7 protein-coding genes are annotated in these 13,164 nt (G+C 68.9%); 5 read left to right on the plus strand and 2 right to left on the minus strand.

Annotated features, from left to right (window positions below; genetic code table 11):
• The first annotated feature begins 94 nt into the window (after positions 1–94).
• From OV090_RS00360 to OV090_RS00380, 5 genes are all read left to right on the plus strand, one after another.
• A complete protein-coding gene (locus OV090_RS00360; protein ID WP_267701427.1) occupies positions 95–1,657 on the plus strand; it encodes a DUF4215 domain-containing protein in 1,563 nt (520 codons plus the stop codon).
• On the plus strand, positions 1,654–3,240 hold the full coding sequence (locus tag OV090_RS00365; RefSeq protein WP_267701428.1) for a DUF4215 domain-containing protein: 1,587 nt from the start codon (positions 1,654–1,656) through the stop codon (positions 3,238–3,240). Before OV090_RS00360 ends, OV090_RS00365 begins: the two co-directional genes overlap by 4 nt.
• The gene (locus tag OV090_RS00370) at positions 3,237–4,829 is read left to right on the plus strand and encodes a hypothetical protein (protein WP_267701429.1); all 1,593 of its coding nucleotides are present in this window, start codon (positions 3,237–3,239) and stop codon (positions 4,827–4,829) included. Before OV090_RS00365 ends, OV090_RS00370 begins: the two co-directional genes overlap by 4 nt.
• Positions 4,830–4,903: 74 nt before the next feature.
• Positions 4,904–6,490 carry a DUF4215 domain-containing protein gene (locus OV090_RS00375; protein WP_267701430.1) on the plus strand — a complete coding sequence of 529 codons (1,587 nt, stop codon included), beginning with the start codon at positions 4,904–4,906 and terminating at the stop codon, positions 6,488–6,490.
• A 144-nt stretch (positions 6,491–6,634) separates the two neighbouring features.
• On the plus strand, positions 6,635–6,829 hold the full coding sequence (locus OV090_RS00380; RefSeq protein WP_267701431.1) for a hypothetical protein: 195 nt from the start codon (positions 6,635–6,637) through the stop codon (positions 6,827–6,829).
• Positions 6,830–6,931: 102 nt separating this feature from the next.
• Here the strand turns inward: OV090_RS00380 and OV090_RS00385 are convergent, their stop codons facing one another.
• On the minus strand, positions 6,932–11,491 hold the full coding sequence (locus tag OV090_RS00385; RefSeq protein ID WP_267701432.1) for a hypothetical protein: 4,560 nt from the start codon (positions 11,489–11,491) through the stop codon (positions 6,932–6,934).
• Complete coding sequence (locus OV090_RS00390) at positions 11,488–13,092, minus strand: ATP-binding protein (RefSeq protein ID WP_267701433.1); 1,605 nt, start codon at positions 13,090–13,092, stop codon at positions 11,488–11,490. The genes OV090_RS00385 and OV090_RS00390 overlap by 4 nt, the downstream gene beginning before the upstream one ends.
• Positions 13,093–13,164: the final 72 nt, after the last annotated feature.

Raw genomic sequence — 13,164 nt, forward strand, 5'->3', positions numbered from 1 at the left:
ACCCAACTACAGTTGGCCCCCCCAACTGGCGTTGGGGGCTCGCTCGGCGGCCTGCGCCGTTGATCGCCGCAGATCGGTGGCCTAAGATCCGGCGATGGCGCGCAAGCACTTCCTGTTCGCTTTCTCGCTCGGCCTCGGCGGCCTGAGCTGCCTCCGCGGCGAGTTTCCGGCGGCCGACGATCCGCACTGGCAGTGCAACAAGAACTTCGTCTGCGACCCCGACGAGAACCAGGTCGCCTGCCCCGACGACTGCGTCTGGAGCGAGGCCACCGCCGAGGGACCCCGCGCCGACGTGTGCGACGCCCAGGAGAACTGGACCTTCGTCTCCGCCTGCCGCGAGACCTGCGGCAACGGCCAGCAGGACGACGGCGAGACCCTCGACACCTGCCCCCGCGACTTCCCCGGCCCCGGCTGCGGTGACGGCACCTGCGCCCCCGCCGAGGACCCCACCCGTTGCCCCACCGACTGCCACCCCGGCAGCTGCGGCGACAGCGTCTGCGCCATCCACGAGAACCCCGCCGTCTGCAGCCAGGACTGCAGCGAGACCTGCGGCGACTCCGTCTGCCAGGCCGGCGAGGAGCTCGCCTGCGTCCGCGACTGTCCCCCCTGCGACGACGACTCCTGCGTCTGCGGCGACATGGTCTGCGGCCAGGGCGAATCCATGACCACCTGCCCCCAGGACTGCACCCAGCCCACCTGCGGCAACGCCGTCCAGGAACAAGGCGAACCCTGCGACGACGGCAACGACGTCAACGCCGACGCCTGCACCAACGCCTGCAAGCTCGCCACCTGCGGCGACGGCTTCGTCTGGACCGGCAAGGAAGAGTGCGACGACGGCGAGAACAACGGCCCGCTGAACACCTGCAACGCCGACTGCGAGCTCAGCCAGTGCGGCGACGGCCAGGTCGGCCCCGGCGAGACCTGCGACGACGCCAACGACGACGACACCGACGACTGCGCCGCCTGCCAGATGGCCGCCTGCGGCGACGGCCACACTTGGGCTGGCGAGGAGCTCTGCGACGACGGCAACCCAATCGACACCGACGACTGCACCAACGCCTGTGAGCCCGCCACCTGCGGCGACAGCATCGTCCACCAGGACGACGAGGAGTGCGACGACGCCAACCAAATCGACACCGACGCCTGCAACAACGATTGCCTCAGACCCCGCCGCATCATCTTCGTCACCAGCACAAAGTTCCCGGGCAACCTCGGCCTCATCGACCAAATCGACGACAAGTGCCAGACCGCCGCCAACGCTATCCCCGGCGTCAATAAGGCGGACTTCAAGGCATGGATATCAACAGCATCTACTTGGCCCGCAATGAGGATGGATACGAGCTACGGGGGCAAGTACGTCCTCATCGATGGCACCCCGGTCGCCGAAAACGGCTGGCCCGACCTCACCGATGGCTTGCTCATGCACCCGATCGATCAAACGGAAACGGGGGAGCCCGTGAATGCTGCACTGTGGTCGAACACGAAGGCAGACGGGACCAGCGCGGGCACCGTGCGTTGCGAGAATTGGATGAATGATACCCCGGACGTGTTCGGAGTCTTCGGGAGAACCAACGCGACGGATGCGTCATGGACCCACGCAATGGGGGAATCCCCGTGCGACGCCCTTCGCAACCTTTACTGTATCGAGGATCCATGAAGCACACTGACCGTTGGGCTTTCTTCAGGAGCCTCGTGAACGTCGCTCAACGACGCGCCTGTCTCCTGGCGCTCCCCCTCGCCACCTGCGCAAGCGAGCCCGAGCACCCGCCCTGGCAGTGCAACAAGAACTTCGTCTGCGACCCCGACGAGAACCAGGTCTCCTGCCCCGACGACTGCCTCTGGAGCGAGGCCACCGCCGAGGGACCCCGCGCCGACGTATGCGACGCCCAGGAGAACTGGACCTTCGTCTCCGCCTGCCGCGAGACCTGCGGCAACGGCCAGAAGGACGACGGCGAGACCCTCGACACCTGCCCCCGCGACTTCCCCGGCCCCGGCTGCGGCGACGGCATCTGCGCCCCCGCCGAGGACCCCACCCGTTGCCCGGTCGACTGCCACCCCGGCACCTGCGGCGACAGCGTCTGCGACATCCACGAGAACCCCGCCGTCTGCAGCCAGGACTGCAGCGACACCTGCGGCGACTCCGTCTGCCAGGCCGGCGAGGAGCTCGCCTGCGTCCGCGACTGTCCCCCCTGCGACGACGACTCCTGCGTCTGCGGCGACATGGTCTGCGGCCAAGGCGAGTCCATGACCACCTGCCCCCAGGACTGCACCCAGCCCACCTGCGGCAACGGCGTCCAGGAACAGGGCGAACCCTGCGACGACGGCAACGACGTCAACGGCGACGCCTGCACCAACGCCTGCAAGCTCCCCACCTGCGGCGACGGCATCGTCTGGACCGGCAAGGAAGACTGCGACGACGGCGAGAACAACGGCCCGCAAAACACCTGCAACGCCGACTGCGAACTCAGCCAGTGCGGCGACGGCCAGGTCGGCCCCGGCGAAACCTGTGACGACGCCAACGACGACGACACCGACGACTGCGCCGCCTGCCAGATGGCATCCTGCGGCGACGGCCACATCTGGGCCCGCGAGGAACTCTGCGACGACGGCAACGACATCGACACCGACGACTGCACCAACGCCTGCGAACTCGCCACCTGCGGCGACAGCATCGTCCATGAAGACGATGAAGAGTGCGACGACGGCAACCAGATCGACACCGACGCCTGCAACAACGACTGCCTCAAACCCCGCCGCGTCTTCTTCGTCACCAGCCAGAAGTTTACGGGCAACCTCGGTTCCATCAGCGACATCGACAATGAATGCAAGGCCGCTGCCACGGCTATCTCCGGCGCAAATTCCATGAACTTCAAGGCCTGGATCTCGAAATTTTCGACTTGGCCGGCCATGCGAATGGACACGAGCTATGGGGGCAAGTACGTCCTCGTCGACGGCACCCCGATCGCCGAAGATGGCTGGTCCGACCTTACCGACGGTATGCTTGCGCACGCGATCGAACAAACGGAGAAAGGAGAAACCGTGGACGCTGCCCCCTGGTCGAACACGAAAGCAGACGGAACCCGGGGGGACACCCCAGACTGCTTGAACTGGTCAGAGTCTGGGGGAGGAGTCAACGGCGCCACGGGTAAGACCATTGCGAAGGACGCGAGTTGGACCGATGCAATGAATACAAGCAGTTGCGACGGACTACGTTCCATTTACTGCATCGAGGATCCATGAAGCCCTCCCTCAATTCGGCGCCTCCACACCTCGCTGCACTTCCGCGATTAAGCGCCTCCCTCCTCGCGCTGCCCCTCCTATCCTGCGCAAGCGAACCCGAGCACTCGCCCTGGCAGTGCAACAACAACTTCGTCTGCGACCCCGACGAGAACCAGGTCTCCTGCCCCGACGACTGCGTCTGGAGCGAGGCCACCGCCGAGGGACCGCGCGCCGACGTGTGCGACGCCCAGGAGAACTGGACCTTCGTCTCCGCCTGCCGCGAGACCTGCGGCAACGGCCAGAAGGACGACGGCGAGACCGTCGACACCTGCCCCCGCGACTTCCCCGGCCCCGGCTGCGGCGACGGCCTCTGCGCCCCCGCCGAGGACCCCGCCCGTTGCCCGGTCGACTGCCACCCCGGTTCCTGCGGCGACAGCGTCTGCGACCTCCACGAGAACCCCGCCGTCTGCAGCCAGGACTGCAGCGACACCTGCGGCGACTCCGTCTGCCAGGCCGGCGAGGAGCTCGCCTGCGTCCGCGACTGTCCCCCCTGCGACGACGACTCCTGCGTCTGCGGCGACATGGTCTGCGGCCAAGGCGAGTCCATGACCACCTGCCCCCAGGACTGCACCCAGCCCACCTGCGGCAACGGCGTCCAGGAACAGGGCGAACCCTGCGACGACGGCAACGACGTCAACGGCGACGCCTGTACCAACGCCTGCAAGCTCCCCACCTGCGGCGACGGCATCGTCTGGACCGGCAAAGAAGACTGCGACGACGGCGAGAACAACGGCCCGCAAAACACCTGCAACGCCGACTGCGAACTCAGCCAGTGCGGCGACGGCCAGGTCGGCCCCGGCGAGACCTGCGATGACGCCAACGACGACGACACCGACGACTGCGCCGCCTGCCAGATCGCCTCTTGTGGCGACGGCCATGTCTGGGCCGGCGAGGAACTCTGCGACGACGGCAACGACGTCGACACCGACGACTGCACCACCGCCTGCGAGCCCGCCACCTGCGGCGACAGCATCGTCCACCAGGACGACGAAGAGTGTGACGACGGCAACCTGATCGACACCGACGCCTGCAACAACGATTGCCTCAAACCCCGCCGCGTCATCTTCGTCACCAGCACAATGTACCAGGGTCAACTAGGCCTCATCGACGACATCGACGAGAAGTGCAGAACTGCCGCCATGACCGCTGGTCTCGCGCACGACCAGACGTTTAAGGCCTGGCTATCGACAGAAGAATTCTGGCCGGCGATGCGAATGGATACAAGCTTCATAGGCATGTATGTCCTCGCCGACGGAACCCCAATCGCCGAGAATGGATGGGCCGACCTCACGGATGGGACACTCTTGCACGCCATCGACAAAACAGAGATGAGCATGTTTGCCGACGGTACCCCTTGGACAAATACGAAAGCCGATGGGACCCTGGCAGGTGATGAACATTACTGTGTGGGATGGTCCAACAAGTCTGGAGGAAATAGTGGCCACCACGGCCTCTCGACTGCAACCGACGCGACCTGGACGGACGCACCGAACCCCAATTCGTGCTCTAGCTTTTCCCCCATTTACTGCATCGAGGACCATAAACAATAGCGCAGCGACGTTTATTGCAAATGCAGCATCTTCAATCCACTCCAATGCTTCCATGCACTTCTGCACGGGGACCCATGAGCGCTTCCGCATCTCCCACTTACCTGAGCCATAGAACACTCTTACATCTGGGGCCACATATCCTCGCACTGACCCTCGCCACCTGTGCAAGCGAGCCCGCTCACTCGCCCTGGCAGTGCAACAAGAACTTCGTCTGCGACCCCGACGAGAACCAGGTCTCCTGCCCCGACGACTGCGTCTGGAGCGAGGCCACCGCCGAGGGACCCCGCGCCGACGTGTGCGACGCCCAGGAGAACTGGACCTTCGTCTCCGCCTGCCGCGAGACCTGCGGCAACGGCCAGAAGGACGACGGCGAGACCCTCGACACCTGCCCCCGCGACTTCCCCGGCCCCGGCTGCGGCGACGGCATCTGCGCCCCCGCCGAGGACCCCACCCGTTGCCCGGTCGACTGCCACCCCGGCACCTGCGGCGACAGCGTCTGCGACCTCCACGAGAACCCCGCCGTCTGCAGCCAGGACTGCAGCGACACCTGCGGCGACTCCGTCTGCCAGGCCGGCGAGGAGCTCGCCTGCGTCCGCGACTGTCCCCCCTGCGACGACGACTCCTGCGTCTGCGGCGACATGGTCTGCGGCCAAGGCGAGTCCATGACCACCTGCCCCCAGGACTGCACCCAGCCCACCTGCGGCAACGGCGTCCAGGAACAGGGCGAACCCTGCGACGACGGCAACGACGTCAACGGCGACGCCTGTACCAACGCCTGCAAGCTCCCCACCTGCGGCGACGGCATCGTCTGGACCGGCAAAGAAGACTGCGACGACGGCGAGAACAACGGCCCGCAAAACACCTGCAACGCCGACTGCGAACTCAGCCAGTGCGGCGACGGCCAGGTCGGCCCCGGCGAGACCTGCGATGACGCCAACGACGACGACACCGACGACTGCGCCGCCTGCCAGATCGCCTCTTGTGGCGACGGCCATGTCTGGGCCGGCGAGGAACTCTGCGACGACGGCAACGACGTCGACACCGACGACTGCACCAACGCCTGCCAACCCGCCACCTGCGGCGACAGCATCGTCCACCAAGACGATGAAGAGTGCGACGACGGCAACCAAGTCGACACCGACGCCTGCAACAACGATTGCCTCAAACCCCGCCGCGTCATCTTCGTGACCAGCACCAAGTTCACGGGCGCTCTCGGCCTCATGGACGACATCGACGAGAAGTGCCAGATGGCCGCAGCCATGAATAAGGACCTTGCCGATCCCTCGACCTTCAAGGCCTGGGTGTCCACTGGAGACTTTTGGCCCGCGATGCGGATGGATACGAGCTATCTGGGCATGTACATCCTCGTTGACGGCACCCCGGTCGCCGAGAACGGCTGGCCCGACCTCACCGACGGGACACTTTCCCATGCCATCGACCAAACAGAGTCCGGATCTCCTATTGACGGCCCCCCGTGGAGCAATACTAACGCCAATGGAACATCTGCTGGAGGCGTCAACTGTGTTGGATGGTCGAGCGAATCCCAAATGAATCAAGGGTTGTACGGCTCGACCCTCGCCAAGGACGCCGCCTGGACGGACTCGATGAGTCCAATTATTTGCTCTGTACTTCTTCCCCTATACTGCATCGAGGACCCTTAAAAGGGTATCGACTTCGCTACGAGGCGGTAATCGTCGATTCCCGCCTCTGACTCATGCACTTCTGCACGGGCAACCATGGACGCATCAGCAGATCCCATCCACCTGGGTCGTAAACTCTTCCATCTCGATGCATACACTCTCGCGTTGACCCTCGCCGCCTGCGCAAGCGAGCCCGAGCACCCGCCCTGGCAGTGCAACAACAACTTCGTCTGCGACCCCGACGAGAACCAGGTCTCCTGCCCCGACGACTGCGTCTGGAGCGAGGCCACCGCCGAGGGACCCCGCGCCGACGTGTGCGACGCCCAGGAGAACTGGACCTTCGTCTTGGCTCGTCGCTAAACCTGCAGAAACGGCCCAGAGGATAACGGCAGGCCGACTCCGACGAGAACCAGGTCTCCCGCCCCGACGTCTCATTCCTGAGCGAAGCCCCGGCGCGCGGCCTCACCCCAGCCCTGCCGCCAGCCCTTCCGCCAGCCGGGCCACGAACGCCTGCTCGTCGTGCGCGCCGATCTCCTCCGCCACCTCGTTCATCAGCGTATAGACGTTCGCCATCACGAACATCATGTCGATCGGATCCGGCACCTCGTCGATGGCCAGACGGGTGAGCGCGCGGGCGATGAGCGAGTGGCGCTGCTGCAGCACGATGCCGTCGTCGAAGCGGGCGATGCCGGGCTCGCGGCCTGTCCCGATGGCCAGGCGATCGAGGCGGAGATGCTCGAGCGCGGACCCGTGACGAGCGCGTGCCCACTCGAGCTCCGCGCGGACCAGCGCCAGTAGTTGCTGCTCGGGCGTCGGCTTCGGCACCGGCGTCGGCCCGACGCCTCCCGCAATCCCCGAAGCCTGCCCCGCGCCCGCGAGAGCCCGCGCCTCCTGCTCCCGCGCCCGCGTCTCCTGCTCTCGCGCCTCGTGCTCTCGCCTCGCCGCCTCCAGCTGCGCATGCGCGGCCGCCTCTGCCTCTCCCCGCCGGCGCGCCTCCGCCTCTGCCGTCTTCGCCCGCGCCTTGCGCAGCGCCGGCGGCACCATCTCCGCCAGCGCCGTCTTGAGCTCCGTCAGCGCCTTCCCCAGGTCTGCCGGCATCCCGCCGGGATCGCTCGCCAGGAGCTCGTCCACGTGTGCCAGCCAGCTCGCCGCACGATCGCGTTCGCTCGCGTTCATGCGGCCGCCGGACTTCACCTGCTTCGCCAGAGTCTCGTACAGCCGGCACACCTGCTTGCCCAGGCTGCCGAGCTGGCGCGCGTCCAACACTGCTGCCCCCGACTCGCTGTTCAGGCCCCACCCGCTCACGATCCCCGCGCACGGCAGCGCCGGTATCGCCTGGATGCGCCCCACCTCTCGTCCCGCGCGGGCCAGCGCCACCGAGTCCTCGTTCGTCGGCGAGCGTGGGATCCACAGATGCGCCTCGATGCCGCCCGCGATCGTCGCCTTGCGATCGACCCATGCCACCTCGCGCAGGTCGGGCAGCTTGCACTCCGGCGCCGCCGCGAGCGCCCGGATCGTCCCCAGCACCTCGTCCCAGTGCGAGTCCAGCAGCTTCACCTCACCGATCGCCGCGAGGACGCGCCGCGCCGGCGGGTCCGCCACCAGGATCCTGCGCTCCGCCTGCGCCGTGACGGGCGGTTGCTCGACCGGCCGCGTCACCGCCTCGAACACCTTCTCCTCGCGCGTCGTGACCTCGGCCAGCGAGCACTGCTCGCCCCACACATCGATCAGCAGCGGCAACGCCTTCACCGCCTCGACCGCGCGGCCCGGCTCCGAACCATCCTTCGCCGCGCGCTCGATCCGTCGCGCCGCGAACTCGAGCAACAGCGCCCGCGCCGGCGCGCGCTCGTTCGCCGGCAGCGACGCATAGCCCTCGCACAGCTGCACGATCAGCTCCGTCGCCGCGCGTCGGCACCGGCGCAGCAGATTGCCGTAGCGCTTCGCTCGAGTGTCGACCTCGCCAGCACTGGTGAGCGGCAGCTCCAGGTCGCTGACGATCGCCACCAGCGGCGCCGGTGCGTCCTCGTGAACGAACTCGCCGATCTTGCGTCCGTCCAGGCACACCTCGATGCGCAGCGTCGGCGCATCGTCGCCGCGGCGCAGCCCCACCTCGCCCTCGACCTTGCCCTTGTCGTCGGCCAGCGATGTCTTCGCCCACACGCTCGCCGGATCCAGCGTCATCGACTTGATCGTCGGCAGGTCTGCCAGGCGTCGCGCCAGTCGTTGCGCCCGCACCCGCTCGCCGCCGTCCACCACCCGCGCCTCGCCGACCCATCGGCGCAGCGCCGCGATCGCCGGCGAGTCCTCGCGCACGATCGGCGGCGCCGGCAATGACGCCCCCGGCGTCGTCATCGGCACCCACGCGATCTGGCCCTCCGCTGCCACCACCGCCTCGATCTCCGCGAGGCTCAGCACCCCGGCGCCCACCGTCGCGAACAGCGGCACCTGCAGCAGCACCGGCGCCTCGGCCAGCACCTCCGAGCGCGTCGACTCGGCCACCCGGCGCAGCAATTGCTCGCGCAGCCACGTCCACGTCGAATCCTCGATCCCTGTCCCACGGACCCATCGGTCGAGCACCCCTGCCACCAGTCGCCACGCCGCCCGCCGCAGCGCAGTCGTCACGGTCGCCACTGCCGCCTCGTCCGCCACCTCGTCCCAGCTCGCGTTCGGCCGCAGCCCCTTCGCGTTCGCTGTCCCCGAGATCGGCCCGAAGCCGAGATCGAGCGTGCGCGTCGTCAGCAGCCGGCCTTCGAACCGTAGCTCGATCGTCGCCGCCTCGACCGCTCGCGCCAGCCGGAAGGGCGACGCCGGCGGGTGCAACGTCAGCACCGCCTCCACCTCCTCGTCGCGCCACACGTGGCACCACAGCGCCGGCTCGTTGCCTGCAACGCGCAAGGCCTCGTGGGCCGCGCGCGTCAGCTCCTCCGACGAGAGCGCAGCCTGGGCCCAAAACTTGCGCTCGCGGCGACGCACCGCCAGCGTCGGCGCCCACGACTGCAGCGCCGCCTCACCCCCGAGCAGCCCGCCCAAAATTTTGCGGTCACCCCGGCCCAGCCACGCGATCTCGCGGCCCAGCGACGGCTCGGGCGCCACCGAGCGATCGACCTCCTCGAGCCGACCGACCCGCGCCTGGCGTCGCGCCAGCTCGTCGAGCGACCGCCGCGTCCCGTCGAAGTCTTCGAACAGCAGCAGGTGCATCAGCGTCGCCAGCGGCCCCTGGCCCGCGCGCAGCTGCGCCGGCGACGGCAACCATCCTGCCACCGCCGCCGCCTCGGGCTGCAGCGCCTCCGGCACCGCGAGCCGCTGCCACAGCCCTGAGCGCGTCTCCGCGTCGAGCGCCAGCAGCAGCCACGCCTTGACCAGCCCGCGCACCCCCGCGTCGATCGCAGTCCCGCCTGACCTTCCGGCCAGGTCGCCCAGCGGCCCCGGCAGGCTCCCCAGCGCGCGCAGCAGCACCTCGACCACCACCCCGTCGCGGGCCGCGTCGTCGAACATCTCGCTCGGCGTGAACGGGGCCTCCACCGCCAGCTCGAGCCCCGCGATCCCGCAGTCGACCTCGACGACCCGCAGCAGGCAGCCCTGCGCGATCAGCCAGATCCGCCCCGTCGCCTGCCCGCCCTCGACCGCCTCGGCCGCGATCCCCAGCTCTCCGCGGATCGTCTCCGTCGCCGGCAGCGGCGCCCGGAACAGGTAGCGCTTGCCCTCTCCGAGCCGCAGCGAAGTCCGCCGCTGTTGCCACGCCAGCCGCGCCTTCTCGCGCTCTTGCGCCGCCGCCAGCGCCTCGTCGACCGCGACCATGTTGCACGACAGCAGCCGCGCCAGATGCCCCGCCTCCGCGCGAGGCACCCGCGGGATCGCCGGCCCCTCCGGCCGCAGCGCCGCGTAGCTCTGCGTCGCGTAGCGCAGCTCGCGAACCCCGCTCTCCCCGTCCGTCGTCACCGCCTCGGCCAGCGCCGCCAGGCTGACTGTCGGGACATGTCCATCCGAACATGTCCTCGCCTCCATCCACGTGATCGCCGCCAGCAGCGGCGCCACCTCGGCCCGCTTGCGGACGTCGCGGAGCTTCAGGAACTGCAGCACCTCCTCGCGGATCCGCGGCATCACCGACTCCGGCCGCAGCTCCCCCGCCGCCACCGCCGCCTGCGCGCGCGCCAACAGGGCCCAGCGGGTCGAGCGGACCAGCCCCACCACCTGTTCGAAGCCCGCGTCGGCGACGATCTTCGCCATCGACACGTCCTTGCGCAGCGCCGCGGCCTCGACGATCGCCACGATCCCCGGCCCCACCCCCGCGAGCGGGTGCGTGTCGATCCACACCCCGTCCTTCACCAGGTGGACCTCCGCCGGCGCCGTGTTCGGCAGCAGCGCGAGCATCCCCTGCACCTCCGGTTCGGCCAGCGCGAGCGTCAGCATCGCGTGCTCGATGCGTGGCCCGTGCGCGATCGGCTTGCCGTCGAGCGTGATCGAGACCCGCGCGTGGCGGCAGCGCTCGCGCAGGTACACCTCCTCGGCCAGGCTGCCGCGCAGGTCGCGGAAGAACTCCACCACCATCTCGAGCTTCAGCCGCTTCTCGACGTCGATCGTCGTCTCCGCGACCGGATGCGCCAGCTCGGTGAACGCGTCCTCTCTCCCCGGCGCCATGCGCAACTGCCAGGTTCCGCTGCGCACCACGATCTGCCGCGGCTCGAGCCCCAGCGCCGCGTTGAGGCCGAGCGCCAGCTGCCGGAGCCCGTGCAAGTCCTCGCCCTCGCCGTCGGCGAACAGCGACCCCCACAGCTCGTCGAGCTCCGCCCGCGTGAACGGGCGGCCGTCGAAGCGCATGTGCATGTCGTCGGTGTCGATTGCGAACGCGATCTTCGACGCCCCGCGCAGCACCGCCGCCTGCACCAGCTCGAGCACGTAGCGGCGCGCGTCGGCCAGCTGGAACTTCTGCATCTTCGCCCGCGCCTGCGCGCGGTCGAGGGTGAAGCGGCCCTGCGAGTCGACCTCGCCCCCGGCCCGCAGCTCGTCGACCAGGTCGTTCAACCGTCCATCCGTCGCCATCGCGCCTCCGCGGCCGTGCTCGCCAGCTCGGCGTCGATCGTCGAGCTCAGCTCGCCGTGCAAGAAGAACGACTTGATCGCCAGGTACGCCGCCAGCTCCGGCTCGCGCCTCGCCACCGCGCGCAGGTGCAGCAGCGTCGGGTGCAGCGCCGACAGCACCAGCACGCGTCCGCTCGCCAGCCAGCCCGTCGCCAGCAGGCCGATGTCCTCGACCTTCGTGACCTCGCCGAAGCGGCCCTGAGTGATCGCCACGCGCTCCGCGATCGCCGACTCCGGGTAATCGAAGCGCCCCACGGTCACCTCGCGGACCTTCCAGCCGCGCGCCTTGAGCAGCGCCGCCATCGCCGCGCACAGCGGCGCCCACGACCGCGCCTCCTCGGGTTCCAGCGGCAGCGCAGTGCACCACTGCGAGATCGGCGTCGCCCACGCTGCGGTCGCCGTATAGACCAGAGTGTCGATCGCGTCCCTCGCCTCGCACGCGATCACGAAGTGCTTGTCGGCCCGCATCGCCGCGACCAGCGGCGACATCGCCGTCGCGCACAGCACCGGGCGTGCCGTCGCTTGATCCCGCAGCGTCTTCATCGCCACCGGCGGCCCGCCGATCGTCGGCAGCACCTTCATCGTCAGCCAGCGCGGCTGCGCGTAGCGGAAGTTGAACGGCGCCTCTGCGCAGCGGTACAGCAGCTCGCGCTCGTCTGCCGGCGCCGCCTCACCCGCCGCGATCCGCTCGAGCGCCGCGAACACCTGGTCCAGCAGCCGGCCGCGCGCCACCTCCTGCACGATCGTCATCGCCTTGGCGTAGTTCGCGTCGCGGATCACGTTGTCGCGGGTCAGGGTGTGCTCGAGGAAGCGCGAGTCGAGCTTGTACGCGATGTACGGCAGCGACGCGTCGCGCTCCTCGTGCAGCGTCAGGCCGCCGTGGTAGTAGCCGCGCAGCGCCTCGGCCTCGGGCACGATCGCCATCACCAGCGCCGTGCCCTCCTCCTCGTGCCGCACCTTGCACAGCCCCTCGATGTCGAGCGGCCCGTTCACGCGCTCGCCGTCGAGGTGCAGCTCGATCTTCACGTGCTTGCACCAATACGCCAGAGTCTCGCGCGCCCGCTCGCGCGCAGTCTCGACCTCGGTCGCCGACGCCGCCTTGTACAGCCGCACCGTCGTGCCCTCGACCGGGTCGTGCAGGCGGATGCGCTCGAACGAGCGGTCGCGGCGGAACACCACCCGCCACCACTCGCCGGCTCGGCCGGTGTCGACGCAGACCACGTCCGGGTCGATCGCGAACACCGACACGAAGCCGATGCCGAACCGACCGATCTTCGTGTAGTCGCCCTCCTTCGCCGACGAGAACAGGCGAGTGAGGCGCGTGTCGATGATCTCGCGGCTCATCCCCTCGCCCGCGTCCGCCACCTCCACGATCATCGTCCCGCGCGCCGGGTCGTGGTCGATGCGCACGTCGATCTGCGGGCTGCCGGCGTCGATCGAGTTCTGCACCAGCTCGCGGAGGAACGCCCACGGATCTGCGAACTGGTGGACGAGGCCCGCGAGCGCGTCGCCGATGTTCGTGATCTCCGGGGTCGCGGCCGCCATCGACGCCGAGCACGGTACCTCCCGGCGCGACCGGCCGGCAAGCACGCGAGGCCCGGCGCGCCTGCGAGCCGT

The sequence above is a fragment of the Nannocystis sp. RBIL2 genome, from assembly GCF_026626745.1.
In the GTDB taxonomy this organism is placed as follows: Bacteria; Myxococcota_A; Polyangia; order Nannocystales; family Nannocystaceae; genus Nannocystis.